Consider the following 26926-nt stretch of genomic DNA (forward strand, 5'->3'; position numbering starts at 1 on the left):
GCGGCCCCGGTACGATGGCTCCATGAGTTCCCGCGGCAGCTACCGGACCGCCCTGACCTACGGTGCCGTCGGTGCCACGCAGGCGGCGGACCTCATGACCTACCCGCCGGAGGGCTTCACCCCGGCGGAGTCGCGGGCGCGCATCGGCCACGGCGACGCCCGGTTCGAGACCGCGGTGACGCAGGCGTTGACCTGGCAGATCCAAGAGCGCAGCGGCATCCGGGTGCAGGTCGAGGACCATCCCGACGACGACGAGGTCCGCTACAACCCGGTGACGTTCGACGAGCACGGTGTGCCGATCGCACCGGCCTCGATCGGCACGCCCCGGGTGGAGAAGTTCGCCGCCGACGGCACCCCGCTGCTGACGGCGGGCACCACGGCGACGCTCGAGATGCACGCGTTCGGGCAGACCGTGCACGCGCCGGTCCGCGTCGTGTCGATCATCGACGAGACCGACCGCAAGGGCTTCGCCTACGGCACGCTCGAGGGGCACCCACTGTCCGGCGAGGAGTCCTTCGTGGTCGAGCGCACGAGCGACGGTTCGGTGTGGCTGCAGGTCCGCCAGTTCTCGCAGCCGTCGAGCCGGAAGTGGGCGTTCGTGGCGCCGCTGCTCCGCCGACAGCAGCGGGTCATGGCAGCGAAGTACCTCAGCGCACTGCGCGGCGACTGACCGGCCGACACGAGGCGTCCGACCGCGTGCTCGGTACGGCGCACCGACCGACCGCCACCGCCGCCGCCGCCGCCGCTCAGCGCAGCGGCGGCAGCGCGGCGATCGCCTCCTCGAGCAGTCGGGCGTCCTGCACGCAGTCCCGCGCGACGCACACCGCGCTCGTCCCGCGCAGGGCGTCGACCTCGTAGACCCCGGTCGCGACCGCGACGAACGGGATCCCCACCGCGTCGGCCGCCTCGCCGTCCCGCGGGGTGTCGCCGACGATGACGGCTCGCTCCCCGGACAGGGCGGCGGCGGCGCGTGCGGTGACGCCGGTGCGCTCGACCTCCGCGTCCCCGAAGTACGAGTGCTCCCAGTCGAAGGCGCCGAGGTCGAAGCCCGCCCCGCCCAGCTTCACGCGGGCCCGGTGCTCGGAGTTGCCGGTCAGCAGGCCGTTCCGCCAGCCGAGTCCGGCGAACCGGCGGACGAGCGCGGCGGCTCCGGGGGCGGGGGAGCGGCGTTCGCCCCGGCCGTAGCGCTCGTCGGTCAGGTCGCGCAGGTGCCCGCTGACCGTGGGGATGAGCGCGTCGTCGAGGTCGTGTGCCCGGACGTGGTCCGCGATGAGCCCGGCGTCGGTCCGGCCGTGCTGGTGTCCGACCTTCAGCACGAGGTCGCGGCCGACCGCGCGCTCGACGGCCAGGTGGTACAGGTTGCCGGGCGACGCCGCGTTCAGCACGAGGGTGCCGTCGATGTCCCACAGCACCGTGGTGGGGACGGTGTGGTGCTCCATGGCTCCATCATGGCCGAGAATGGAGTCCATGCCGAGTGCGCTCCCGATCGCCGATCCCGCTCCCGCGGACGGCCTGCTCACCCCTGGCCCCGGCGTCGGCGACGTCCCCTTCGGCGTCTACGTCCACGTGCCGTTCTGCCGGGTGCGGTGCGGCTACTGCGACTTCAACACCTACACGGCGTCCGAGCTGCGCGGGGTGCGCCGTGACGACTACGCCGGCCACGCGGTGCAGGAGATCCGGTGGGCGGCCGAGGTCCTCGACCGCTCCGGGGTGCCGCGACGCCCGGTCTCGACGGTGTTCTTCGGCGGTGGCACGCCGACGATGCTGCCGGCGGACGACCTGGTGATGATCCTCCGGGCGATCGACGACACGTGGGGCATCCTGCCGGGTGCGGAGGTCACCACCGAGGCGAATCCGGACTCCGTGGACGCGGACGCGATCGCGACCCTGCAGCGCGGCGGGTTCACCCGGATGAGCTACGGCATGCAGTCGGCCGTCCCGCACGTCCTCGCGACGCTCGACCGGACCCACGACCCCGAGCGGGTGCCGGTCGTGGTGGACCTCGCGAAGCAGCAGGGCCTCGACGTCAGCCTCGACCTCATCTACTCGACCCCGGGGGAGTCGCTCGACGACTGGCGCACCTCGCTCGAGGCCGCGCTGGCCTGCGCGCCCGACCACGTGTCGGCGTACTCGCTCATCGTCGAGGACGGCACGGCGATGGGGCGCATGGTGGCCCGCGGCGACCTGCCGGCCCCGGACGACGACCTCGCCGCCGACATGTACGAGCTCGCCGACCGGACCCTGGCCGACGCCGGGTACTCCTGGTACGAGGTCTCGAACTGGGCGCGCACCGACGAGGCCGGTGGTCCGGAGCGCCACGCGAGCCGGCACAACCTGTCCTACTGGAAGGGCCACGACTGGTGGGGCGTCGGCCCGGGCGCGCACTCCGCGGTCGCCGGCACCCGCTGGTGGAACGTGAAGCACCCGGCCGCGTACGCGAACCGGGTGCTGGCCGGCGAGTCGCCCGCGGCGGGGCGCGAGACGCTCGACGCCGACACCCGGTACGTCGAACGGGTGCTGCTCGCCGCGCGCGTCCGCGGCGAGCTCACCACCGCGGAGCTCGGCCGGGAGGCACGTGGCCGGGTCGCCGGTCTCATCGCGCGTGGCCTCGTGGACGGCACGGCCGCGGTGCGGGGACGCATCGAGCTCACCCTGCAGGGCCGGCTGCTCGCGGACGCGGTCGTCCGCGAGCTGCTCGACTGACGCGCCGGCGGTCGCTCGCGCGCTACTGCTTGATGAACTCGATGGTGAGCGGGTAGCGGTAGAAGTCACCGCGGTTCGCCGCGAGGGCGGCCATGATCGCGAAGACGATCACGATCACGTACAGGATCGGCAGCAGCACGAGTCCGATGACGACGAACGCCAACAGGCTGCACACGAACCCGGCGATCGCCATCGTGATGTGGAAGTTCAGTGCCTGACGGGTGTGCTCCTTCACGAACTGCCCGCGGTCGCGCAGCACCAGGTAGGCGATGATCGGCACGACCAGGCTGAAGAAGATGCCGCCGACGTGCGTCAGCGTCGCCCAGAGTCGCTGGTCCTCCGGCGACATCGGCTGGGGCGGCGTGAAGCCGGCCGGGTACTGCGGTCCCTGCGGGTTCTGGGGTCCGCCCTGCTGCTGGCCGTAGCGGCCGTCCTGCGGGCCGCCCGGTTGCTGTCCGTAGCTCATGCCGTGAGCGTACCGGCGTGGGCCCCGGCGGTCCCGGTCGGTCGGCGGTCGGGCGTAGGATCAGCAGTCGACACGTCCGAGTGCCAGCATCGAACGGAAGGGGTCCGGATGGTCAGCGAACGCTCCCTCGAGGTCCTCAAGGCGATCGTGCGGGACTACGTCGCCTCGCGCGAGCCCGTCGGCTCGAAGACGATCGTCGAGCGCCACGCCTTCGGGGTCAGCGCCGCGACGATCCGCAACGACATGGCGCAGCTCGAGGACGAACAGCTGATCGTGGCGCCGCACACCTCGTCGGGGCGGGTGCCGACCGACAAGGGGTACCGACTCTTCGTCGACCACCTGGCCGCAGCCCGGCCGCTGTCGAGCGCGCAGCGCCACGCCATCGAGACCTTCCTCGGCACGCCGAACGACCTCGACGAGGTCCTCGGTCGCACGGTCCGCCTGCTCAGCCAGCTCACCAACCAGGTCGCGCTGGTGCAGTACCCGTCGATGGTGCGCGCACGCGTGCAGCACGTCGAGCTCGTTCGGCTCGGTGACACCCGCCTGATGGTCGTGCTCATCACCGACACCGCCCGGGTCGAGCAGCGCGTGGTCGAGACGGACGTCCCCCTCGACGAGGGGTCGCTCACCGAGCTCCGCACCGTCGTGAACGGGGCGAGCGTCGGGCTCCTGCTGCAGGACGTCCCGCGTGCCCTGCGCGAGGTGCCGCAGCAGCTCCGTCCGGACGCGCAGACCCTCGGCGGCGTGGTCGTCGCGACGCTCATCGAGCAGGTCGCGGCGAACCGGCAGGACCGCCTGGTCATGGCCGGCGCGGCGAACCTGGCGAAGAGCGAACGCGACTTCTCCGGCGGACTGTTCTCCGTGCTCGAGGCGATCGAGGAGCAGGTGACCCTGCTCCGCCTGTTCGGCGAGATGCAGGTGGACGACGTGGCCGTCGCCGCGAGCATCGGCGTCGAGAACGCCGAGTACGGCCTCGACGCGACGAGCATCGTCGCCGGTGGCTACCTCGCCGGCGGCGGAGCGGTCGCCCGACTCGGGGTCCTCGGCCCCACCCGCATGGACTACGGCACGAACATGGCCGCCGTCCGTGCGGTCGCACGGTACCTGTCCAAGCTGCTGGGCGAACATTGACCGGACCCTGCGCCCGACGCGCGGTGTCCAGCGGACCGGCTCCGCGCCTCCAGACCGGACCGCGGCGACCGCCGCGACCCACCGACCGAACCGAAACCGACTGAGGGAACCGTGGCAGACCACTACGACGTCCTCGGCGTCCAGCCGGACGCCTCCGATGCCGACATCAAGAAGGCCTACCGACGGCTGGCGCGCGAGCTCCACCCGGACGTCAACCCGAGCCCGGACGCGGCCGAGCGCTTCAAGGACGTGACGCACGCGTACGACGTGCTGAGCGACCCGGAGCAGCGCCGACGCTACGACGCCGGCCCGCAGGAGAGCCCCTTCGGCGGCGGTGCCGCCGGTGGCTTCAGCGACATCTTCGACGCCTTCTTCGGCGGGGGTGGTGGCGGCGGACGCGGCAACGGCCCGCGCAGCCGTGCCGAGCGCGGGCAGGACGCCCTGCTGCGCATCGAGGTCGACCTCGACGAGGTCGTCTTCGGCACCCACAAGGACGTCGAGGTCGACACGGCGGTCGTCTGCGACACCTGCCACGGCTCGTGCTGCGCGCCGGGGACCAGCCCCCGCACCTGCGACATCTGCGGTGGCTCCGGGCACATCCAGCGTCAGGTCCGCTCGCTCCTCGGCAACGTCGTGACCAGCGCGCCCTGCGGGACGTGCCGCGGCTACGGCACCGTCATCCCGAGTCCCTGCCCGACGTGCCAGGGCCAGGGGCGCGTCCGTGCCCGCCGGACCATCCCCGTCGACGTCCCCGCCGGCGTCGAGACCGGGCTGCGCCTGCAGATGCCGGGCCAGGGCGAGGTCGGACCCGCGGGCGGCCCGTCCGGCGACCTGTACCTCGAGGTCAAGGTGCGCCACCACGACGTCTACAGCCGCGACGGCGACGACCTGCTCGCGACGCTCGAGGTCCAGATGACCGATGCGATCCTCGGCGCGCACACGACGATCGACGGGCTCGACGGGCCGGTCGAGCTCGAGATCCGTCCGGGCGTGCAGAGCGCCGACGTCCTGGTCATCAAGGACCGCGGCGTGACGAAGCTGCGCGGCACCGGCCGGGGCGACCTCCGCGTCGGCGTGCAGGTCGTGACCCCGACCAAGCTCTCGCACAAGGAACGTGGGCTCGTCGAGCAGCTCGCGAAGACGCACAAGGCACCGGGACCGCAGCTCGCCCGCTTCCAGCAGGGCATGTTCGGCAAGCTCCGCGACCGCTTCTTCAACTTCTGATGGCATCGCTCTACCTCGTCGGTCCGGGGACCCTCGACGACCTCGGCGCCGGTGACGCGGTGTCGCTCGACGGCGCGGAGGGCCGACACGCCGTCTCGGTCGCGCGGGTCCGCGTCGGCGAGACGCTGCGCCTCTCCGACGGCCGGGGCACGGTCGTCACGGGCGCGGTCGCGTCGACCGGCAAGGACACGCTGACCCTGACGGTCGCCGACGTCGCCGTCGAGGCGGAACCGCGTCCGGCGCTGGTGCTCGTGCAGGCGCTCGCGAAGGGCGGGCGTGACGAGATGGCGGTGCAGGCAGCCACCGAGATCGGCGTCGACCGCATCGTCCCCTGGGCGGCAGCGCGCAGCGTGTCGCGGTGGGACGGCGCGAAGGTCGAGAAGGGACGCGCCCGGTGGGCGGCGATCGCGCAGGAGGCCGCGAAGCAGGCGGTCCGGTCGCGCGTCCCGACGGTGGACGCACCGGTGACGACGGCGCAGCTGGCGGCGGTCGGCCGGGAGGCGCGGCGTGCGCTGGTCGTGCTGGACCCGGTCGGCGCGGTGCGGCTCTCGGCGTGGGAGCCGCCGGCCGACGTCGACGAGATCGTCCTGGTCGTCGGACCCGAGGGCGGGATCGACGGTCCCGAGTTCGACCGGCTCGAGGCCGCCGGCGCCGTCCGCGTGCGGCTCGGGGACACCGTGCTCCGCACCTCGACCGCCGGACCGTCCGCCCTGGCCGTCCTGCAGACCAGGCTCGGGCGCTGGTAGCGGCGTCGGAGGCGGGTCCTACGATGGTCTCCATGAGCAGCAGCGAGCCGAGCATCTTCTCGAGGATCGTCGCGCGCGAGGTCCCGGCGACCATCGTGGCCGAGGACGACCGGGTGATCGCGTTCGAGGACATCGCCCCGAAGGCACCCGTCCACGTGCTCGTGGTGCCCAAGACCGAGGAGTACCGCGACGTCACCGAGCTCGCCGCCGGTGACCCCGAGCTGCTGGCGCACGTCGTCGCGACCGCCCGCCGCATCGCGGACGAGCGGGCCGGCGGCCAGTTCCGTCTCGTCTTCAACACCGGCGAAGCCGCCGGTCAGACCGTGTTCCACGTGCACGCGCACGTCCTCGCAGGTGATCTGCACGAAGGGAATCTCCTTGCCGGTTGACGACTCCGTCCACCCCGCGTCCGACGCGCCCGCACCGGACCGACCCACGACCCGACCCGTGTCCGACCCGTCCGACGTCGTCGTCGACATCCGGGTCGACGGCATCGCGATGGTCCAGCTCCTCGGCCCGCAGGACCGCCTGCTCAAGACGGTCGAGCGGCAGTACCCGGGCGTCCGGGTGCTCGTCCGCGGCAACGAGGTCTCGCTCTCCGGACCCGAGCGCGACGTCGCCCGTGCCCACGCGCTCGTCGACGAGCTCGTCGGCATGGTGAAGCGAGGGCAGGACATCGGTCCGGCCGACATCCCGACGTCGGCGCGGATCCTCGACGAGGACCGCAAGCCCTCGGACACGTTCGGCACCCCGATCGTGGCGAGCCGCGGCAAGTCGGTGCGGCCGAAGACCGACGGGCAGCGCGCCTACGTCGACGCCATCGACCAGCACACCATCACCTTCGGCATCGGCCCCGCGGGCACCGGCAAGACCTACCTGGCGATGGCGAAGGCCGTCCAGGCACTGCAGCGGCGCGAGGTCACCCGCATCATCCTCACCCGTCCCGCGGTCGAGGCGGGCGAGCGGCTCGGGTTCCTGCCGGGCACGCTGACCGACAAGATCGACCCCTACCTGCGCCCGCTGTACGACGCCCTCAACGAGATGATGGACCCCGAGCTGGTCCCGAAGCTGCTGGCAGCCGGCACCGTCGAGGTCGCACCGCTGGCGTACATGCGCGGGCGGACGCTGAACGACTCGTTCGTGATCCTCGACGAGGCGCAGAACACCACGCCCGAGCAGATGAAGATGTTCCTGACGCGCCTCGGCTTCGGCTCGAAGATGGTCGTCACCGGTGACATCACGCAGGTCGACCTGCCCGGCAACCTGTCGGGTCTCCGGCTCGTCACGCGGATCCTGGGCGACGTCGACGACATCCACTTCGCCCGGCTCGGCAGCGAGGACGTCGTCCGCCACACCCTGGTCGGACGGATCGTCGACGCCTACACCGTGTACGACGAGGAACGTCTGGCGGAGCAGGCCGGGCACCGCCCCGCCGGCCGGGGGACCGCGCCGACGGGCAACCCCGCCGGAGCGAACCGCGCCGAGCGTCGCGGGCGCCCGCCGCAGGACCGCCAGCAGTCCCCGTACCCCCAGAACGACGCCCGAGGAGGCAACCGGTGAGCATCGAGCTCAACAACGAGTCGGGTGTCGAGGTCGACGAACAGGCCGTCCAGCGCCTCGCCGCCTTCGCGCTCGACGCGCTGCACGTCCACGCGGACGCGGAGCTCGCGATCGTCCTGGTCGACGAGGGCGCGATGGAGCAGCTGCACGTCCGGTGGATGGACGAGCCGGGTCCGACGGACGTCCTGAGCTTCCCGATGGACGAGCTCCGCCCGGGGACCGAGGACGAGCCGACACCGGCCGGGCTGCTCGGCGACATCGTCGTGTGCCCGCAGGTCGCCGCCGAGCAGGCGAAGACCGCGGGGCACACCACCACCGACGAGATGCTGCTGCTCACGTGCCACGGCATCCTCCACCTGCTCGGCTTCGACCACGCCGAGCCGGAGGAGAAGGCCGAGATGTTCGGGCTGCAGGGCGAGATCCTCTCCGCCTTCGCGGCACAGCGACGCGGGCGGTGACCTGATGGTGCTCGTCGCCGTCCTGCTCGCGGCGGCGTTCGTCCTGGTCGTCGTCGGCGGTCTGCTCGCCGCGTCCGACGCCGCGCTCACCGTGCTGTCCCGCGCCGACCTCGACGAGATCGCCCGCGGCAGCCGCAACCGTCGTGCGATCGAGGCCGTGGCCGACGACGTCGGCGCGCACGTCAACGCCCTGAACTTCGTCCGCGTGCTCGCCGAGACCGCCGCCGCGGTGCTCGTCACGATCGCCCTCGTCACGGTGTTCGACACCTGGTGGGTGGCCCTGGTCGTGTCCGCTGCGATCATGACGGCCGTGTCGTTCGTGCTCGTCGGGTCGAGCCCGCGCAGCGTCGGACGCGCACACGCCGAGCGCCTCATCGGCGCCACCGGAGGACTCGTGCGCGCCGTCCGGATCGTGCTCGGTCCGCTCGCCGGGCTCCTCGTCGCGATCGGGGACCGGGTGACCCCCGGCCGTGGCCGCAGCGCATCGACGGTGTCGAGCGAGGAGCAACTGCTCTCGCTCGTCGACGAGGCGACCGAGAGCAACGTGCTCGCACAGGACGACCGCGAGCTCATCCACTCGGTCTTCGAGTTCAGCGACACCCTGGTGCGCGAGGTCATGGTGCCCCGGACCGACATGCTCACGGTCGACGGCGAGGCCACCCTGGCCGCGGGGATGGAACGGTTCCTGGTCGCCGGCGTCTCGCGCATGCCGGTCACCGGCAAGGACAGCGACGACGTGCTCGGCGTGCTCTACCTGCGCGACGTCTCCCGCGCCCTGTACGAGCAGCCCGGCAGCGAGCGGGAACCGGTGACGGCGCTGCTGCGACCGGCCGAGTTCGTCCCCGAGTCGAAGCCCGCGGACGACACCCTCCGGCACATGCAGGTCGCCAAGAACCACCTGGTGCTCGTGGTCGACGAGTACGGCGGGGTCGCCGGGCTCGTGACGATGGAGGACCTCATCGAGGAACTCGTCGGCGACATCTCCGACGAGTACGACCGCACCGTGGTCGACCGGACCGAGGTCGGCCCGGGCGTCTGGCGCATCTCCGCCCGCATGCCGATCGACGAGCTCGGCGACCTCTTCGGCGTCGAGCTCGAGGACGACGACGTCGACACCGCCGGTGGCCTGCTGACGAAGGAGCTCGGCCGGCTGCCGGTCCGCGGCGAGCAGGTCACCGTCTCCGGGGTCGCGCTGATCGCCGACCGTGTCGAGGGCAAGCGCCGCCACCTGATCACCGTCCTGGCCGAGCGGAGCGCCGCCCTGCAGGACGCCGAGGACGCCCTCGACGAGACCACTCCGAGCACGACGGGAACCCCGAACGCATGACCGATCACGAACCCGACCACGGCACCGACACGGGTACGGACACCGACGCGACCACGGGGACCGACACACCGGGCCAGCCGTACCGCGCCGGCTTCGTCTCCTTCGTCGGGCGTCCGAACGTCGGCAAGTCGACGCTGACGAACGCCCTGGTCGGCGAGAAGGTCGCGATCACCTCGTCGAAGCCCCAGACCACGCGACGCGCCATCCGGGGCATCGTGCACCGGCCCGACGGCCAGGTCATCATCGTCGACACTCCCGGCGTGCACCGCCCCCGCACCCTGCTCGGCGAACGGCTCAACGACCTCGTGCAGTCGACGCTCGGTGACGTCGACGTGATCGGCTTCTGCGTGCCGGCCGACGAGCCGATCGGGCCGGGCGACAGGTTCATCAACGAGTCGCTCGACCAGTACCCGCGGGCGCGGAAGATCGCGATCGTCACGAAGATCGACGGCACTCCGAAGGACCGCGTCGGCGAGCAGCTCCTCGCGGTGTCCCAGCTGCGGGAGTGGGACACGATCATCCCGACGTCGGGGACGAAGGGCCTGCAGCTCGAGGTGCTGCTCGCCGAGATCACGAAGCTGCTGCCCGAGTCGCCGCAGCTGTACGACGCTTCCACCGTCACCGAGGAGACCGACGAGGACCGCATCGCCGAGCTCGTCCGCGAGGCAGCGCTCGAGGGCGTCCGCGACGAGCTGCCGCACTCGCTCGCGGTCGTCATCGAGGACGTCGTCGAGCCCGACGACGAGGACGACCCCGACGGACCGCTGCGGATCTTCGCGAACCTGTTCGTCGAGCGCGACAGCCAGAAGGCGATCGTCATCGGCCGCGGCGGGGAACGGCTGAAGGACGTCGGTTCCCGGGCGCGCGCGGAGATCGAGTCGCTGCTCGGCGGTCGCCACGTCTACCTGAACATCCGTGTCAAGGTCGCCAAGGAGTGGCAGCGCGACCCGAAGCAGCTCGGCCGTCTGGGCTTCTGATCCGGGTCATCCCCTGGTCGGACGCGCGTCCTCCGGCCGGGTCGTACCGTGGGGTGGTGTTCCGCCCCCTGCTGCGCGCGCAGCTCGTCACCGACGTCACCACAGCGGTGCTGCTCGGCGGGCTGCTGACGCTCCTGCGTGCGTCCGCCGACCTGCCGTCCCTCTGGCTGGTGACGGTGGTCGGACTGAGCATCGCCCTCGCGATCCGTCGCCTGTCGCCGGGGCTGTCGCTCGCACTCTCGTGGGTGATCGCCGTCTTCGAGATGGTGACCATGCAGGTGCCGGACTACTCGAACGCGCTGCTCGCCGGCGTGCTCTTCACCACGAGCGCCTACGGCAGCAAGCGCGTCCGCATCGCCGGCCTGGTCTCGGCCATCGGCGGATCCGCGGTCGCGGCGGCGTACGTCGGGCTGTACGACCACCAGCGCCGCTCCGGCATCGAGACCGCCTCGTCGCCCACGCTCGAGACCCTGCAGGTCGTGCTCGCGACGTTCGCCGGCGTCCTGCTGCTGCTCCTGCTGCCGTGGCTCGCCGGACTCGTCCGCCGCGCCCGCCGGTCCGCGAGCATGAGCCGGGAGGCCCAGCTGGTCGCCGAACGGGATGCCGCACGCGCCGACCGTGCGGTCGCGGTCGAGCAGGAGCGGGTGCGGATCGCCCGCGACATGCACGACATCGTCGCGCACTCGCTGGCCGTCGTCATCGCCCAGGCGGACGGGGCACGCTACGCCGCCAAGACCGACCCCGCGATCGCGGACCAGGCGCTCGAGACCATCTCGAGCACCGCTCGCAGTGCCCTCGGTGACGTCCGCGAGCTGCTCGGCGCCCTGCGGCACGAGCAGGGGACCGCCCCGACGCCCGAGGCAGCCGACCTCGAGGTGCTCGTGGCCGAGATGCGCGAGGTCGGCCTCGACGTCCGTGTGGACCGGGAAGGCGACCCGACCGGTCTGCCCACGACGACCCAGCTCGCCGTGTACCGGATCGTCCAGGAGAGCCTGACGAACGCGTGGAAGCACGGGGAGAGCGGGACACCGGTCCACACCGCGCTGACCTACCGTCCCGACACCGTCGAGATCACCGTCGTGAACCGGCGCGCCGACGACGGCTCCAGCGGCCCCGGCACCGGGCACGGACTGGTCGGCATGCGCGAGCGTGTCACGATGACCGGGGGGTCGATGACGGCCGGGCACCGCGGTGACGACTTCGTGGTGGCCGTGCGCATGCCCGCGGTCCCCGCGAGCGGCCAGTTCCCCCGCGGCCGCATCACCCAGATGGAGCAGGAGCGCACCAGATGACCACGTCCCAGCCGACCGGTGGCCCGATCCGGGTCGCCCTCGTCGACGACCAGGCGCTCTTCCGCACCGGGATCCGGATGCTCATCGATTCACAGCCCGACCTGCAGTTCGTCGGTGAGGCCGGCGACGGGGCCGAGGGCGCCGAGCTCGTGCGGTGCACCGGGGCGGACGTGGTGCTCATGGACGTCCGGATGCCCGTGATGGACGGGATCACCGCGACCGCACGGATCGTCGAGCAGGGCGGGGCAGACGCCGCGAAGGTGCTCGTGCTCACCACCTTCGACTTCGACGAGGCTGCCGCGAAGGCGATCCGGGCGGGCGCGAGCGGCTTCGTGCTCAAGGACGCCGACCCGGAGTTCCTGCTCGCCGCGGTCCGGACCGTGCACGCCGGCACCGCCGTGTTCGCCGCCTCCGCCACCCGCGAGCTCCTCCGCCGGTACGACGACGGCGCGGCCCAGGCCGCCGCGGTGCCCGCCGCCTTCGCCGAGCTGACGCCCCGTGAGCGGGAGATCTTCGACCTCGCGGCACGCGGGTACAGCAACAGCGAGATCGCCCAGCACGAGTACGTCAGCGAGGCGACGGTGAAGACGCACATCTCGCGCGTGCTCAGCAAGCTCGACCTGCGGGACCGCGTCCGGCTCGTCGTGTTCGCGCACGAGCACGGGCTGGTGCCCAGGGCCGACTGACCCCGGCGTCGACCGGCGGAGCGACCCGCTGTCATCCGACAGGATGACCCCTCCACAGCACGTCGAGCCGAGCGGACCATCCACAGGAGCCGCGCGACGGACGCGGGACGCGCCTCCCGGCCGCCAGGCTCGGAGCATGACCACCAACCACACCCCGATCATCCGGCTCGACCACGTGTCCAAGCACTACGGCGACGCCGCCCGCCGCGTCACCGCGCTCGACGACGTCAGCGTCGACATCGGGGCGGGGGAGTTCACCGCCGTGATGGGGCCGTCGGGCTCCGGCAAGTCGACGCTCATGCACGTCGCCGCGGGGCTCGACGCGGTGAGCACCGGGCGGATCACGATCGACGGGGTCGACATCACCGGCCTCGGGGACCGCGAGCTCACCGAACTGCGCCGTCGCCGGCTCGGGTTCGTGTTCCAGTCCTTCAACCTCGTCCCGACGCTCGACGTGCGGGAGAACATCCGGCTGCCGTTCCTGCTCGGTGGGCACCAGCCGAGCCGGGACGAGTCGGCGTGGATCGACCGGCTCGTCGACCTGCTCGGCCTGGGTGACCGTCTGACCCACCGGCCGCACCAACTCTCCGGCGGACAGCAGCAGCGCGTCGCGATCGCGCGTGCGCTCGCGTCGCGTCCCGCCGTGGTGGTCGCGGACGAGCCGACGGGCGCCCTCGACTCGCGCACCGGGCGTGACGTCCTCGCGATCCTCCGCGGCGCCGTGCAGGAGTGGGGGCAGAGCGTCGTCATGGTGACGCACGACCCGACGGCCGCCGCGAACGCGGACCGCATCCTCTTCCTCGCCGACGGGCGGATCGTGGACGACCGCCCGTCGATGACCGCCGCCGAGATCTCGGCGACGATGCTCGGGATGGAGGCAGCCGCGTGACCGGCCTGCGCACGTTCGCCCCGACGGTCCTCGTCGCAGCCCTCGGCACGACGTTCGGGTCCGCCCTCGTCATCGCTCCCGGCATCGCGACCCAGGCGATGGCTGCCGCGGGTCTCGACGACCTCGCACCCGTCCGGGCGATCCTGTCCGTCGTCGGGTGGCTCTTCCTCGGCATCGCCCTCTACGTCGGTGCGATCGTGACGGCGAACACCTGCGCCACGATCATCGCGGGGCAGACCCGCACGATCGCCCTCCAGCGGTTGATCGGGGCGACGGGCGCCACCCTGCGTGCCCGGACGACCCGCACCGGCCTCGTCGTCGGTGCCGTGGGCGGCGCGGTGGGCACCGTCGTCGGCACCGGGCTGGCCGCATGCTTCGTCGCGGTCCTGCGGAGCACCGGCTTTATCCCGGACACCACCTACACGCTCGTCCCGTGGGAACTCGTGCTGCCGCTCGTCGCCGTGGTCCTGGCGACCTGGGGCGCGTTCGCGGCCGGGTCCCGCCGGGTGCTGACGGTCACGCCGCTGCAGGCGCTGTCATCGACCGTCGAGCCGAGCCACGCCGACGTCCGGTCGGGCCGGGCGCGGACGGTCTGGGCGGTCCTGCTCATGACGGTCGGTGCGCTGCTGATGGTGCTCGGTCTGGTCCTCAGCCCCGCCACGCCCGCGGCCGTCCTGCCGGCGGCCCTCGGCGGGTTCGTCTCCTTCGCCGGGGTCGCGGTCGGCGCGACGATCGTGATGCCCCCGGTCCTGCAGTTCATCGGTCGGATCGGGTCCCGTGACCCGGTCGTCCTGCTCGCCGGTCGCAACGCGATGCGGGCTCCGGGCCGGTCGTCACGGGCCACCATCGGGCTCGTCATCGGCGTGACCCTGCTCGTCACCTTCGCGGTCGCGCTCGGGATCATGCAGCACGTGGTCGAGACCCAGATGGCGGCGATGGGCGACGGTTCCCTGCCGGCGGACGCGGTCCAGGCGCAGCGGGACTTCTTCGTGCAGCTGAACGCCGTCGTGAGCGTGATCGTCGGGTTCTCCGCGGTGATCGCCGCGGTCGGCGTCGTGAACGCCCTCGCGCTCGGCGTGCTCCAGCGTCGTCGTGAGCTCGGCCTGCTGCGCGTCCTCGGGCTGACCGGAGCGCAGGTCCGACGCATGATCGTGACCGAGGCCGTGCAGATGGTCGTCGCCGCGGTCGTCACCGGACTCGTCCTCGGCACCCTGTACGGCTGGGTCGGCGGGCAGACGATGCTCGGCTCGCTCGGGACGGTCGTCACGCCCGTGCTGCCGCCGCTGACCGTCGCGGTCGTGGTGGTGGGGGCCCTCGTGCTCGCGGTCGTCGCCACGGTCGCACCGGTCCGGCGGGCCATGCGGGTGTCGCCGACCGAGGCGCTCGCCGTCGACTGACCGCACGGGTCGGGAGGAGCGTCCGGGACGTCATCCACTTGCACCGCGCTGGTGTACCAGTGCTACGGTGGCAGCGATGTACTCGGCGCTCCTCCTCCTTCGCTGCCGCGACGAGGCCTGACACACGGCCCACCTCGTCGCGGAGTCCGTCGTGGCCCCCCACAGCGCCGATGCCGGCGAGACGACGAAAGCGACGACCATGCAGAACACCCAGCGCCCCTCCGGGATGCCGATCCACAAGTACGTCCCCTTCCACGAGCAGATCCGCGTCGACCTGCCCGACCGCACCTGGCCGACGAAGCGCATCGACCGGGCGCCTCGGTGGTGCGCGGTGGACCTCCGCGACGGCAACCAGGCCCTGATCGACCCGATGGACTCCGAGCGCAAGCGGGCCATGTTCGACCTGCTCGTCCGGATGGGCTACAAGGAGATCGAGGTCGGCTTCCCGAGCGCATCGCAGACCGACTTCGACTTCGTCCGGTCGCTCATCGAGGACGGCGCGATCCCGGACGACGTCACGATCCAGGTGCTGACCCAGGCGCGTGAGCACCTCATCGACCGCACGTACGAGGCGATCGACGGGGCGAAGCAGGCCATCGTGCACCTCTACAACTCGACGTCCATCGTCCAGCGCGAGGTCGTCTTCCGCACCGACGTGCAGGGCGTCGTCGACATCGCCGTCGCGGGCGCCCGGATGTGCAAGGCGGCCGAGGCCCGGTTGCAGCACGGCACGCAGGTGTTCTACGAGTACTCGCCGGAGTCCTACACGGGCACCGAGCTCGAGGTCGCGGCGCAGATCTGCAACGCCGTGCTCGAGGTCTTCGAGCCGACCTCCGACCGCAAGGTGATCATCAACCTCCCGGCGACGGTCGAGATGGCCACGCCCAACGTCTACGCCGACTCGATCGAGTGGATGTCGCGCAACCTCGACCACCGCGAGGACGTCATCCTGTCGCTGCACCCGCACAACGACCGCGGCACCGCCGTCGCCGCCGCCGAGCTCGGCTACATGGCCGGGGCGGACCGCATCGAGGGGTGCTTGTTCGGCAACGGCGAGCGCACCGGCAACGTGGACCTCGTCGCCCTCGGCATGAACCTGTTCACGCAGGGCATCGACCCCGAGGTCGACTTCTCGGACATCGACCAGGTCAAGCGCACCGTCGAGTACTGCAACCAGCTTCCGGTGCCCGAGCGGCAGCCCTGGGCCGGCGACCTGGTCTACACGGCGTTCAGCGGTTCGCACCAGGACGCCATCAACAAGGGCTTCGAGGCGATGCAGGCCAAGGCCTCCGCCGCGGGGAAGTCCGTCGACGACATCGCCTGGGCGGTGCCGTACCTGCCCGTCGACCCGAAGGACATCGGCCGCTCGTACGAGGCCGTCATCCGCGTCAACTCGCAGTCCGGCAAGGGCGGCGTCGCGTACCTGCTCAAGACCGACCACGCGATCGACCTGCCCCGCAAGCTGCAGATCGAGTTCTCCGGCGTGGTGCAGCAGCGCACCGACACCGAGGGCGGCGAGTTCTCGTCCGACCGGATCTGGGACCTGTTCCGCGACGAGTACCTGCCCGCCGACGACGAGTCGGACAAGTGGGGCCGGTACGAGATCACGAAGACGGCGACGTCGAGCGACTTCGACGGCACCACGGAGCTCCACGTCGCGATGCGTGTCGACGAGGGGTCCGTCGCCGCCGATGCAGTCGGCACCGGTCCGGTCGACGCGTTCCTCACCGTCATGCGGGAGCAGGGCGTCGCGGTCACGCTGTACGACTACTCCGAGCACACGATGAGCGCCTCGGGTGACGCGAAGGCCGCCGCCTACGTCGAGCTCGACGTGGACGGCACCCGGCTGTGGGGCGTCGGGATCGACGCCGACATCGCGACCGCCTCGCTCAAGGCGATCGTCTCCGCGGTGAACCGGGCCGTGCGCGCCGGGGCCGCGACCGGGACGCCGGAGCTGGTCACGGCGTAGGACGCCAGCGCTCTCGGGAGGCGCGGTGCGGGTCCGTCCCACACCGCGCCTCCCGTCTGTGGACGCGTCGTCGACCGGGCGGATCCCGTCACGCTCGGCGTCGTCCGGCGACGGGATCTGCCCGCCGGACGGAACTCAGGCGGCGTATCCTGCCCGCTCGGCGCCGACCGGACAGGACGCCAACGACCGGTCGTCGCGCGGCATCGGCGGTGCCGCGAGCGGGTGGATTCCGTCACGCTCGGCGTCGTCCGTCGACGGCGGTGCGTCGAGCGGGCGGGATCGGTCACGCTCGGCGTCGTCCGGCGACGGGATCTGCCCGCTCGGGAGACCGCGCGCGGCGCGTCTCGCTCGCTCGGCGCTCGGCGCTCGGCGCTCCGCGCTCGCCGCTCGGGCGACGCCGCGCCGCGCTCCGCGCCGGCCGCGCCGCCGGCACCCGCTGTCGGCGCCGCGGGGGATACTGGGGCAATGCCGCTGTACCGGGACGAGTGCGTCGTGCTGCGCACCCACAAGCTCGGCGAGGCCGACCGCATCGTCACCATGCTGAGCCGGCAGCACGGCAAGATCCGGGCGGTGGCCAAGGGGGTACGGCGCACGGCGTCGAAGTTCGGGTCGCGACTCGAGCCGTTCATGGTCGTCGACGCGCAGTTCTACGAGGGTCGGTCGCTCGACATCGTCACCCAGGCCGAGAGCCTCGGCTCGTACGGCGCCCAGATCGTCACCGACTACGGCGCCTACACGGCGGCCAGCGCCATGGTCGAGACGGCGGACCGGTTGAGCGAGGCGGACGCCGGGCTCCAGCAGTACCTGCTGCTCGTCGGTGCCCTGCGCTCACTGTCCAGGCACGAGCACGTCGTCAGCGCCACGCTCGACTCGTACCTGCTCCGGGCGATGAGCATCGCGGGGTGGGCGCCGTCGTTCGGTGACTGTGCAGTGACGGGGGAGCCCGGGCCGCACACCGCCTTCGTCGTGCAGCTCGGCGGGGTGGTGGCGGACCGTGCAGCGCCGCCCGGGACGCCCCGGCTCGACACCGACACGCTCGGCCTGCTCGGGGCACTGCTCGCCGGGGACTGGTCGACCGTCGACGCCTCCGACGAGCGGACGCGGTCGCGGGCCTCCGGCGTGGTGGCGGCCTACGCCCAGTGGCACCTGGAACGATCGCTCCGGTCACTGCCCCACGTGGACCGCAGTGAACACCCCGCTCCGGTCGCACCGACCCCCGGTGGGGTTCCGGCAGCCGTGGCCGCCACCCCGGCGCCCGCCGTGCCCGTCACGTCCGATCACGAAGGAACACCTGCATGAGCCCACGCCGGTCCGCGTCCGAAGCCGTGTCCGAGGGACTGCGACCCGTCGACTGGACGGGGGAGCAGCCGCCGGCGATCCCGGCGCAGTTCGTCCCGGAGCACGTGGCGATCGTCATGGACGGCAACGGCCGCTGGGCGAACCAGCGCGGCCTGACGCGGGTCGAGGGGCACAAGGCCGGCGAGGCCTCGCTGCTCGACGTCGTCGCGGGCGCGATCCAGATCGGCGTCAAGCACGTGTCGGCGTACGCGTTCTCGACCGAGAACTGGAAGCGGTCGCCGGACGAGGTCCGCTTCCTGATGGGCTTCAACCGCGAGGTCATCCACCGCCGTCGCGACCAGCTGCACGCGTGGGGTGTCCGGGTGCGGTGGGCGGGTCGGCGACCCCGGCTCTGGCGGAGCGTCGTCGACGAGCTGCAGACCGCGGAGCGGATGACCGCCGACAACGACGTCTGCACCCTCACGATGTGCGTCAACTACGGCGGGCGGAACGAGATCGTCGACGCGGTCCGGGGCATGGCCGAGGACGTCGCCGCCGGTCGGATGAAGCCGAGCCAGGTGACGGAGAAGGCCCTGGCGAAGCGGCTCTACGTGCCCGAGCTGCCCGACGTGGACCTGTTCCTGCGGAGCTCGGGCGAGCAGCGGACGTCGAACTTCATGCTGTGGCAGTCCGCGTACGCGGAGATGGTGTTCCTCGACCAGCTCTGGCCGGACTTCCGCCGCACCGACCTGTGGGGAGCGATCGAGGAGTACGCGCGCCGCGACCGACGCTACGGCGGCGCGGTGGACGCACCGACCGCCTGACGGGAGGCCCGTGGCGGCGCCGCCACGGGCCTCCCGTCCGACCCGTGGCCGGCCGGGCGGCCGTCGGTGCCGACACGAGACCCGTGCCACGGACAGCGCGCCGCGCCTCACGTGAGCAGGTGCGCCACCCCACGGACCGCCTCCAGCGCCGCCCGCACGCTCGGCACGCGGTCCGCGCCGCGGGCGACCACGACCTCGACCCGTCGTGCCAGCGCGTCGTCGGCCGGCGTGACCGCCACACCGGACGGCACGACGGTGGTCGACAGCGCCAGCCGGGGCAGCAGCGCGACGCCGAGTCCGGCCGCGACCAGCCCGACGACCGCCGCGGCGTTGTCGGTCTCGAGCACGATCTCCGGCGTGAACCCGGACGCCGCGCACGACGCGAGCAGGTGCCCGCGGCACCGCGGACAACCGCCGATCCACCGGGCGTCCCGGAACGCGGCGAGGTCGGCTGCCCGGTCCCCGGTCGGCACCGCATCCGCGGCGGTGACGAGCGCGAGCGGATCGCGCCCGAGCACGCGCGTGGTCAGGGTCGGATCGTTCGCGGCGTCGTCCTGCAGTGCGTGCGAGAAGGTCAGGGCGACGTCGACCTCGCCGCGCCGGAGCAGTTCGACGGCCTCGGGCGGCTCGGCCTCGACGTACGACGTCACCACCCCGGGGCTGTCCGTCGCCAGCGCCGCGAGCACCGGGGGCACGAGGGTCGACGACGCGCTCGGGAAGCCGGCGAGCCGCACCCGCCCGCGGGCGAGACCGCCGACCGCGTCGAGGTCCTCGCGTGCTGCGGCCAGGGCCGCCTCGACGTGCAGGGCGTGGTCGGCGAGGACGCGCCCGGACTCCGTCAGGGTCGCGCCGCGGCCGCCGCGGAGCACGAGGTCGTGCCCGAGCCGCTGTTCGGCGCGTGTGAGCAACTGGCTGACGGCGGGCTGGCTGTAGCCGAGCGCCGCGGCCGCACGGCTGATCGACCCGCCGTCACGCACGGCGAGCAGGACCCGGAGCAGCTGCGGTTCGATGGACTCCACAACACGATGTTATGGGTCCCCGAAGAAGCCTGCCCTGGCGTGATGGCGCCGGCCGTCGGAGCCTGGGGGCATGGACTCCTTCGTCGACGGATCGGGCTACCTCGCCGCCTGCACCGCCGGGCTCCCCACGCTCGGCACCCTGGCCGCACAGCGGGCGGACCTCGACGCGTGGTCGCGCGCCGCGACCTCGCCCGCGACGTACGGCGCCCTGGTCGAGGAGGGCCGTGCGCTCTTCGCGGGCATCGTCGGCGTGGACGCCGCACGGGTGGCGACGGGGTCGCAGACCTCGGCGATGGTGGCACTCGTCGCTGCGTCACTGCCGGACGGTGCCGAGGTCGTCGTCCCCGACGGCGACTTCTCGTCGATCGTCTTCCCGTTCCTCGTGCAGGCGCACCGCGGCGTCACGGTCCGCAGTGTCCCGCTCGAGCGACTCGCCGACGCCGTCCGCCCGGGCACCGCGCTCGTCGCCTGGTCCGCCGTGCAGTCCGCCACCGGCGTGGTGACCGACCCCGCCCCGGTCCTCGACGTGGCGCGCGCCGCCGGTGCCCTCACCCTCTGCGACCTCACCCAGGCCGCGGGCGTCCTGCCGGTGTCCGCCGCGCCGTTCGACGTCACGGTCACGCACGCCTACAAGTGGTTGTGCGCACCGCGCGGCGTCGCCTTCGCGACGTTCTCCGATGCGGCGCTGGAGCGCGTCCGCCCCGTGCAGGCCGGCTGGTACGCGGGAGCGGACGTCTGGTCCTCGTGCTACGGCCCGACCATGCAGCTCGCCGACGACGCCCGCCGTTTCGACGTGTCCCCGGCATGGCAGGCGTGGCCGGGGGCGGTCGCCGCCCTGCGACACCTCGCGTCCGTCGACGCCGGTTCGGCCTGGAGGCACGCGACCGGTCGCACGGACCGGCTCGCCGACGCGCTCGGGACGCCCCGGTCCGGTCAGGCGATCACGACCTTCCCCGACCCGGACGGGTCGGCCCTCCGCGCCCTGACCGCGGCGGGGGTCACGGCGAGCGGACGGGCGGGCCGGCTGCGCCTGGCCTTCCACCTGTGGAACGACGACGCCGACGTCGACCGGGTCGTCGCGGTGCTGGGCGCGGTGGAGGGGTTCCGTCCCGCGGGGTGAGCCGGGCCGTCCACGGGTGCGCGACCGGCGTCCGTCGGTCGCCGCGGGGCCGGTACGCTTGCCCGGTACCGTTCCCGCACCGGGCACCCAGTCCGGCGAAATCAGGAGTCCTCTTGGCACCGTCCTCCCGTCTCGACAGCGTCATCGCCCTGGCCAAGGGCCGTGGCTTCGTCTTCCAGTCGGGGGAGATCTACGGCGGATCCCGCTCCGCGTGGGACTACGGGCCCCTCGGCGTCGAGCTGAAGGAGAACATCAAGCGCCAGTGGTGGCAGCGGTTCGTCCGCGGCCGCGGCGACATGGTCGGCCTCGACTCCGCCGTGATCCTGCCCCGCAAGGTGTGGGAGGCCTCGGGTCACGTCGCCACCTTCACCGACCCGCTCGTCGAGTGCCTGCACTGCCACCACCGGTTCCGCGAAGACCACCTGCTCGAGGCGTTCGAGGCGAAGAAGGGTCGAGTGCCCGAGGGCGGCATGGCCGAGGTGCCGTGCCCGAACTGCGGCACCCGCGGTGAGTGGACCGAGCCGCGCGAGTTCTCCGGCATGCTCAAGACCTACCTCGGCCCGGTCGAGTCCGAGGAAGGGCTGAACTTCCTCCGCCCGGAGACGGCGCAGGGCATCTTCGTCGACTTCGCGCAGGTCGTCACGACGAGCCGCATGAAGCCCCCGTTCGGCATCGGCCAGGTCGGCAAGGCGTTCCGCAACGAGATCACGCCCGGCAACTTCATCTTCCGCACGCGCGAGTTCGAGCAGATGGAGATCGAGTACTTCGTGCCGCCGGCCGACGTCGACACGCACTACGAGCAGTGGATCGCCGACGCGGTGGCGTTCTTCACCGACCTCGGCATCGACCCCGAGAACCTGCGGCGCTTCGACGTGCCCGACGGCGAGCGCGCGCACTACTCGGACGCCACCGCGGACATCGAGTACCGCTTCGGGTTCGCCGGCTCCGAGTGGGGCGAGCTCATGGGCGTCGCGAACCGCACCGACTTCGACCTGAACAACCACATCGAGTCGTCGGGCAAGGACCTGCGCTTCTTCGACCAGGCCGCGAACGAGAAGTACGTGCCGTACGTCATCGAGCCGTCGTTCGGGCTCACCCGTGCGCTCATGGCGTTCCTGCTCGACGCGTACCACGAGGACGAGGCCCCGAACGCGAAGGGCGGCGTCGACAAGCGCACCGTCCTGCGCCTCGACCCGCGGCTGGCGCCGGTCAAGGCCGCGGTGCTCCCGCTGTCCCGCAACGAGCAGCTGTCGCCGGTGGCGCGCGGGCTCGCCGACGACCTGCGGAAGCACTGGAACGTCGACTTCGACGACGCCGGCGCGATCGGTCGTCGCTACCGTCGCCACGACGAGATCGGCACGCCGTTCTGCATCACGGTCGACTTCGACACGCTCGACGACAAGGCGGTCACGGTGCGTGAGCGCGACACCATGTCGCAGGAGCGCGTCTCGCTCGACCAGCTGCAGGGCTACCTGGCGCAGCGCCTCCTCGGCGCGTAGCGCGCGCGGCTGCTGCGGCAGCACCTGCCGGCCGCGGTCAGCGATCGCCGGTGCGACCTGCCGCTGCACAACCGAAAGCACCCCGGACCACGGAATCCCGTTGTTCGGGGTGCCTCTCGTTGTGCACGGCGCACGAGACACGGCGCACGAGACACGGTGCGCGAGGAGCGGGTCGTGACCGCGGGAATGCGCGGGCAGGGGCCGGGCTTGCACCTCGTGTGAACGAGTCTGTGAAGGTCGATGTCTGGTCGGACATCGCATGCCCCTGGTGCTACATCGGCAAGCGGAAGTTCGAGGCCGGCGTCGCCGCGTTCGCCTCCTCGCCCGAGGCCCAGCCGGTCGAGGTCGAGTACCACTCCTTCGAGCTGAGCCCGGACACCCCGGTCGACTTCGAGGGCACCGAGGCCGAGTTCCTCTCGCAGCACAAGGGCCTGCCGGTGCAGCAGGCACAGCAGATGATCGACCAGGTCGCCGGCATCGCCTCGTCCGTCGGGCTGCACTACGACTACGACGCACTGCGCCACACGAACACCGTCAAGGCGCACCAGGTCATCCACCTGGCGAAGCAGCACGGCAAGCAGCTCGAGATGGTCGAGCGCCTCTTCACCGCGTACTTCGAGCGCGGCGAGCACGTCGGACAGGACGAGTCCCTGGCCGACCTCGGCGCCTCGATCGGTCTGGACCGCGACGAGGTCCTGGCGACCCTGCGCGACGACGCCCAGCTCGCCGCCGTCCGGGCCGACCAGGCCCAGGCGCAGGCGTTCGGGATCAACGGCGTCCCGTTCTTCGTCATCGACGGCAAGTACGGCGTCTCCGGCGCACAGGACCCGGCGGCGTTCGAGCAGGTGCTCCGCCAGGTCGTCGCCCTCCGTGACGTGACGCCGGAGGAGCTCGCGGCGCAGCAGCAGCGCGCCGCGGACGACGCGACCGCTGACGCGGAGGCGACCCGGTGACCGGCGTGACGACGACCGGCCCGGTCGAGCCGGGCCTCCAGGCCGACGACCGGGAGGCGCGACCCGCCCTGCTCACGCTCGTCACGCCCGGCGGTGCGCCGGTCTGCGAGGGTGACAGCTGCTTCGTCCCCGGTGCCGAGGGCGACTGGACCGAGGTCCCCGACTGAGCCGTCCGCTAGCGGACGGGCTCCTCGTCGGTGATGTCGGCGACGGTCGCGTCGTAGGCGGCGACGAGCGCGTCGCCGTCGACGAAGGCACTCGCGCCGTGGCGACCGGCACCGAGCGCGATGCGGCGGCCGAGGACGCGTTCGTCGGCGTACACCGGCAGGTCCCCGGTCGCGCCGATCGGCGTGATCGTGCCGCGCTCGTAGCCCGAGGCCTCGAGCGCGGTGGCCGCGTCGGGCATCGACAGCTTGTTGACGCCGACGACGGCGCGGAGCTTCTTCCAGGCGATGCTGCGGCCGCCCGGCACCAGCGCGAGCAGGAAGCCACCGTCGTGACGCTTGACGACGAGCGTCTTCACGATGTCGCCCGGGTCGATGCCGAGCAGGGCGGCGGCACCCTCGAGGGAGTCGGCGGCGGGGCGCTGGACGACGTCCACCGCGAGCCCTCGGGCGGCGGCGTCGGCGTCGAACCGGGCGATCGCGGAGTCGGTCATGTGGAGAACGCTACCGGCGCGGACACGCGTGGGAGAATGGAGCACGTATGACGATCACCGACGCGCCCACCACGGCGCCCCGCACGGCGAAGCCCCTGCGCATCGGCCCCATCGAGGTCGAGGCGCCGGTCGTGCTCGCGCCGATGGCGGGCATCACGAACATGGCCTACCGCCGGCTCTGCCGCGAGTACGGCGCCGGACTCTACGTCTGCGAGATGATCACCTCGCGGGCGCTGGTCGAACGGACTCCGGTGTCGATGCAGCTCATCCAGCACCACGAGTCGGAGACGCCGCGGTCCATCCAGCTGTACGGCGTCGAGCCGAACACCGTGGCCGAGGCGGCGACGATCCTGGTGGGCGAGGACCGCGCCGACCACATCGACCTCAACTTCGGGTGTCCGGTGCCGAAGGTCACGCGGAAGGGCGGGGGAGCGGCCCTGCCGTGGAAGACCGACCTCTTCAAGGACCTCGTCGAGAAGACGGTCAAGGCCGCTGGTGACGTCCCGGTCACGGTGAAGATGCGCAAGGGCATCGACGCCGACCACCTGACCTACCTCGACGCGGCACGCATCGCCCGCGACGCCGGTGTCGCCGCGATCTCGCTGCACGCCCGCACCGCGAACGAGCACTACTCGGGGCAGGCGGACTGGTCCGCGATCGCCACGCTGAAGGAGACGATCACCGACATCCCGGTGCTCGGCAACGGCGACATCTGGTCCGCCGCCGACGCCCTGCGCATGGTCGACGAGACCGGCTGCGACGGTGTCGTGGTCGGCCGCGGCTGCCTGGGTCGTCCGTGGCTGTTCGGCGACCTGGCGGCGGCGTTCCGCGGTGAGGACGTGCGCGCGATGCCCTCGCTCGGCGACGTCGCGACCGCCTTCCGTCGACACACCGAGCTGCTCGTCGAGTTCTTCGGGTCCGAGGACCACGGGTGCCGCGACGCCCGGAAGCACGTCTCCTGGTACTTCAAGGGGTACCCGATCGGCGGTGACGTCCGCTCGGCGCTCTCCATGGCCTCGAGCCTGCAGGAGATCGACGACCTGCTCGGGCAGCTCGACTGGTCGGCGCCGTACCCCGGTGCCGACGTCGAGGGCCCGCGAGGCCGCGCCGGCCACCCGAAGCGCACGGCGCTGCCGGACCGCTGGCTCGAGTCGCGCGACGTGGACGCCGAGTTCCGCAAGGTCCTCGCCGCCGCCGAGCTGCACCACAGCGGCGGATGAGCGCCACCGCCTCGTACGGGCCGGCCGACGCGGAACGCTGGCTGCCCGAGACCCACGGCAACCGTCGCTCCGACTTCGCCCGGGACCGCGCCCGCCTGCTGCACTCGAGCGCGCTCCGACGCCTCGCCGCGAAGACCCAGGTGCTCAGCCCGACCACCGGACTCGACTTCGCCCGCAACCGCCTGACGCACTCGCTCGAGGTCGCGCAGGTCGGGCGCGAGCTCGCCGACTCCCTCGGGCTCGACCCCGACGTCGTCGACACCGCGTGCCTGGCGCACGACATCGGGCACCCGCCGTTCGGGCACAACGGCGAGACCGCCGTGAACGCCTGGGCGGCGGACATCGGCGGCTTCGAGGGCAACGCCCAGACGCTGCGGCTGCTGACCCGCCTCGAGCCGAAGGTCTACGGCGACGGGCCCGACGACGAGCGCCCGTACGGGCTCAACCTGACCCGGGCCTCGCTCGACGCGAGCTGCAAGTACCCGTGGCCGGCGGCGCAGGGCGTCGCCGAGGCATCGTCGGGGCGCACCAAGTTCGGGTTCTACGACGACGACCACGACGCCTTCGCGTGGCTCCGGCGCGGTGCTCCGCGTCGGCAGCGGTGCATCGAGGCGCAGGTCATGGACCTGTCGGACGACATCGCCTACTCGGTGCACGACTTCGAGGACGCCGTCGTCGCGGGCTTCATCGACGTCGCGGCCCTGGGCGACCGGGTCGGCGAGAACGACATCGTCACCGCGATGCACGCCTGGGTCGGGTCGGACCTCAGTCGTGACGAACTGCTCGAGGCCTTCGACCGACTCCGGTCGCTGCCGCTGTGGATGACGTCGTACGACGGGTCGCGGCGGGACATGGCGCGGCTCAAGAACCTCACCTCGCAGCTCATCGGACGGTTCGCGCGGACGGCGACGGCGGCGACTCGCGAGTCCTACGCGTCCGGGTCCCTCGTGCGGTTCGCGGCCTCGGTCGTCACCCCGCCGGAGATCATCGGCGAGATCGCGGTGCTGAAGGGCATCGTCGCGGCGTTCGTCATGACGCAGGGCAATCGGCAGCCCGTGTACGAGGACCAGCGTCGCGTGCTCACCGAGTTGCTCGACGCCCTGGCGGCGACGGGCAGTGCGGACCTCGAGCCGGGCTTCGCGGCGGACTGGCGTTCGGCGTCCGACGACGCCGGGCGGCTGCGGGCCGTGGTCGACCAGGTCGCGAGCCTGACGGACCAGGGGGCGCTGGCGTGGCACAAGCGACTCGTGGTGGGGGACCGGGAGACGACGCACATCGCGGTCTGACGCCGGCGTGCGGGACGCCGGCGTGTGGACGGGACGCCGCCGTGAGGGCGAGACGCCGCCGGATCAGGGTCCGGTTCGCCGACCCGGCACCGTCTCGGGCGGACGGCGCCGTCTCGGTGGGACCGGAGTGGCTCCTGCCCGGCCGCCGCGCGTGTCGACGTGCGCACCGACCGAGGTGGGGCGCGTGCTGATCGTGCACCGCGCCTCCCGGCCGTCGTGCTCTCCACAGGCGGACACGGACCGT

General features: G+C 72.4%; 27 protein-coding genes. 23 read left to right on the forward strand and 4 right to left on the reverse strand.

Annotated features, from left to right (window positions below; all coding sequences use genetic code 11):
* The first annotated feature begins 22 nt into the window (after positions 1-22).
* Entirely contained in the window at positions 23-670 is a 648-nt protein-coding gene (locus Q9R28_RS01015) for a DUF1990 family protein (protein ID WP_066653852.1), read from the forward strand.
* 76 nt (positions 671-746) lie between these two features.
* Here Q9R28_RS01015 and Q9R28_RS01020 read toward each other — a convergent pair whose 3' ends face one another.
* Positions 747-1439: an HAD family hydrolase gene (locus Q9R28_RS01020; protein ID WP_311205306.1), complete on the reverse strand. Its 693-nt coding sequence runs from the start codon at positions 1437-1439 to the stop codon at positions 747-749.
* Positions 1440-1467: 28 nt separating this feature from the next.
* Between Q9R28_RS01020 and hemW the strand changes: the two genes are divergently transcribed.
* The gene (gene hemW, locus Q9R28_RS01025) at positions 1468-2703 is read left to right on the forward strand and encodes a radical SAM family heme chaperone HemW (protein ID WP_311205307.1); all 1236 of its coding nucleotides are present in this window, start codon (positions 1468-1470) and stop codon (positions 2701-2703) included.
* Positions 2704-2725: 22 nt separating this feature from the next.
* Here the strand turns inward: hemW and Q9R28_RS01030 are convergent, their stop codons facing one another.
* On the reverse strand, positions 2726-3169 hold the full coding sequence (locus Q9R28_RS01030) for a DUF4870 domain-containing protein (protein ID WP_235426567.1): 444 nt from the start codon (positions 3167-3169) through the stop codon (positions 2726-2728).
* A gap of 108 nt (positions 3170-3277) precedes the next feature.
* Between Q9R28_RS01030 and hrcA the strand changes: the two genes are divergently transcribed.
* From hrcA to Q9R28_RS01105, 15 genes are all read left to right on the forward strand, one after another.
* Complete coding sequence (gene hrcA / locus Q9R28_RS01035; protein ID WP_209683023.1) at positions 3278-4300, forward strand: heat-inducible transcriptional repressor HrcA; 1023 nt, start codon at positions 3278-3280, stop codon at positions 4298-4300.
* A 111-nt stretch (positions 4301-4411) separates the two neighbouring features.
* Positions 4412-5524 (forward strand): molecular chaperone DnaJ, encoded by a 1113-nt coding sequence (dnaJ, locus tag Q9R28_RS01040; protein ID WP_066653858.1) that lies wholly within the window; start codon positions 4412-4414, stop codon positions 5522-5524.
* Positions 5524-6270 carry a 16S rRNA (uracil(1498)-N(3))-methyltransferase gene (locus tag Q9R28_RS01045; RefSeq protein ID WP_311205308.1) on the forward strand — a complete coding sequence of 249 codons (747 nt, stop codon included), beginning with the start codon at positions 5524-5526 and terminating at the stop codon, positions 6268-6270. The genes dnaJ and Q9R28_RS01045 overlap by 1 nt, the downstream gene beginning before the upstream one ends.
* A gap of 32 nt (positions 6271-6302) precedes the next feature.
* Entirely contained in the window at positions 6303-6659 is a 357-nt protein-coding gene (locus tag Q9R28_RS01050) for a histidine triad nucleotide-binding protein (protein ID WP_066653863.1), read from the forward strand.
* A gap of 109 nt (positions 6660-6768) precedes the next feature.
* Positions 6769-7830 carry a PhoH family protein gene (locus Q9R28_RS01055; RefSeq protein WP_311205548.1) on the forward strand — a complete coding sequence of 354 codons (1062 nt, stop codon included), beginning with the start codon at positions 6769-6771 and terminating at the stop codon, positions 7828-7830.
* Positions 7827-8288, forward strand: coding sequence for an rRNA maturation RNase YbeY (gene ybeY / locus Q9R28_RS01060; protein ID WP_066653869.1), 462 nt, complete (start codon positions 7827-7829; stop codon positions 8286-8288). Before Q9R28_RS01055 ends, ybeY begins: the two co-directional genes overlap by 4 nt.
* 4 nt (positions 8289-8292) lie before the next feature.
* Complete coding sequence (locus tag Q9R28_RS01065) at positions 8293-9615, forward strand: hemolysin family protein (RefSeq protein WP_311205309.1); 1323 nt, start codon at positions 8293-8295, stop codon at positions 9613-9615.
* Positions 9612-10592: a GTPase Era gene (gene era, locus Q9R28_RS01070; RefSeq protein WP_311205310.1), complete on the forward strand. Its 981-nt coding sequence runs from the start codon at positions 9612-9614 to the stop codon at positions 10590-10592. The genes Q9R28_RS01065 and era overlap by 4 nt, the downstream gene beginning before the upstream one ends.
* 56 nt (positions 10593-10648) lie before the next feature.
* Complete coding sequence (locus Q9R28_RS01075) at positions 10649-11884, forward strand: sensor histidine kinase (protein WP_144411283.1); 1236 nt, start codon at positions 10649-10651, stop codon at positions 11882-11884.
* The gene (locus tag Q9R28_RS01080; protein WP_311205311.1) at positions 11881-12570 is read left to right on the forward strand and encodes a response regulator transcription factor; all 690 of its coding nucleotides are present in this window, start codon (positions 11881-11883) and stop codon (positions 12568-12570) included. The genes Q9R28_RS01075 and Q9R28_RS01080 overlap by 4 nt, the downstream gene beginning before the upstream one ends.
* Positions 12571-12706: 136 nt before the next feature.
* Complete coding sequence (locus tag Q9R28_RS01085) at positions 12707-13459, forward strand: ABC transporter ATP-binding protein (RefSeq protein ID WP_251154955.1); 753 nt, start codon at positions 12707-12709, stop codon at positions 13457-13459.
* A complete protein-coding gene (locus tag Q9R28_RS01090; RefSeq protein WP_311205312.1) occupies positions 13456-14856 on the forward strand; it encodes an ABC transporter permease in 1401 nt (466 codons plus the stop codon). The genes Q9R28_RS01085 and Q9R28_RS01090 overlap by 4 nt, the downstream gene beginning before the upstream one ends.
* Positions 14857-15055: 199 nt before the next feature.
* Positions 15056-16825, forward strand: a complete 1770-nt coding sequence (leuA, locus tag Q9R28_RS01095; protein WP_209683009.1) for a 2-isopropylmalate synthase — start codon at positions 15056-15058, stop codon at positions 16823-16825.
* 465 nt (positions 16826-17290) lie between these two features.
* Complete coding sequence (gene recO, locus Q9R28_RS01100; protein WP_066653894.1) at positions 17291-18124, forward strand: DNA repair protein RecO; 834 nt, start codon at positions 17291-17293, stop codon at positions 18122-18124.
* Positions 18121-18927, forward strand: a complete 807-nt coding sequence (locus Q9R28_RS01105; protein ID WP_066653897.1) for an isoprenyl transferase — start codon at positions 18121-18123, stop codon at positions 18925-18927. Before recO ends, Q9R28_RS01105 begins: the two co-directional genes overlap by 4 nt.
* 107 nt (positions 18928-19034) lie before the next feature.
* Here Q9R28_RS01105 and Q9R28_RS01110 read toward each other — a convergent pair whose 3' ends face one another.
* Positions 19035-19946 carry a LysR family transcriptional regulator gene (locus Q9R28_RS01110; protein ID WP_311205313.1) on the reverse strand — a complete coding sequence of 304 codons (912 nt, stop codon included), beginning with the start codon at positions 19944-19946 and terminating at the stop codon, positions 19035-19037.
* A 70-nt stretch (positions 19947-20016) separates the two neighbouring features.
* Here Q9R28_RS01110 and Q9R28_RS01115 point away from each other — a divergent pair, with 70 nt between their 5' ends.
* The 4 genes from Q9R28_RS01115 to Q9R28_RS01130 all read left to right on the forward strand — a co-directional run bounded on the left by Q9R28_RS01115 (position 20017) and on the right by Q9R28_RS01130 (position 23685).
* Complete coding sequence (locus tag Q9R28_RS01115; RefSeq protein WP_311205314.1) at positions 20017-21066, forward strand: aminotransferase class V-fold PLP-dependent enzyme; 1050 nt, start codon at positions 20017-20019, stop codon at positions 21064-21066.
* Between the two features lie 113 nt (positions 21067-21179).
* Complete coding sequence (locus Q9R28_RS01120) at positions 21180-22565, forward strand: glycine--tRNA ligase (protein ID WP_311205315.1); 1386 nt, start codon at positions 21180-21182, stop codon at positions 22563-22565.
* Between the two features lie 218 nt (positions 22566-22783).
* Positions 22784-23518 carry a DsbA family protein gene (locus tag Q9R28_RS01125; protein ID WP_066653907.1) on the forward strand — a complete coding sequence of 245 codons (735 nt, stop codon included), beginning with the start codon at positions 22784-22786 and terminating at the stop codon, positions 23516-23518.
* On the forward strand, positions 23515-23685 hold the full coding sequence (locus tag Q9R28_RS01130; RefSeq protein WP_158407743.1) for a hypothetical protein: 171 nt from the start codon (positions 23515-23517) through the stop codon (positions 23683-23685). The genes Q9R28_RS01125 and Q9R28_RS01130 overlap by 4 nt, the downstream gene beginning before the upstream one ends.
* Positions 23686-23693: 8 nt before the next feature.
* On the opposite strand, the gene Q9R28_RS01135 is transcribed toward Q9R28_RS01130, so the two are convergent.
* Positions 23694-24176 (reverse strand): aminoacyl-tRNA deacylase, encoded by a 483-nt coding sequence (locus tag Q9R28_RS01135; protein ID WP_251160103.1) that lies wholly within the window; start codon positions 24174-24176, stop codon positions 23694-23696.
* A 47-nt stretch (positions 24177-24223) separates the two neighbouring features.
* Between Q9R28_RS01135 and dusB the strand changes: the two genes are divergently transcribed.
* Positions 24224-25396, forward strand: coding sequence for a tRNA dihydrouridine synthase DusB (gene dusB / locus Q9R28_RS01140; protein ID WP_066653911.1), 1173 nt, complete (start codon positions 24224-24226; stop codon positions 25394-25396).
* The gene (locus Q9R28_RS01145) at positions 25393-26682 is read left to right on the forward strand and encodes a deoxyguanosinetriphosphate triphosphohydrolase (protein WP_311205316.1); all 1290 of its coding nucleotides are present in this window, start codon (positions 25393-25395) and stop codon (positions 26680-26682) included. The genes dusB and Q9R28_RS01145 overlap by 4 nt, the downstream gene beginning before the upstream one ends.
* Positions 26683-26926: the final 244 nt, after the last annotated feature.

The organism is Curtobacterium sp. BRD11, from assembly GCF_031844345.1.
Classification (GTDB): Bacteria; Actinomycetota; Actinomycetes; order Actinomycetales; family Microbacteriaceae; genus Curtobacterium.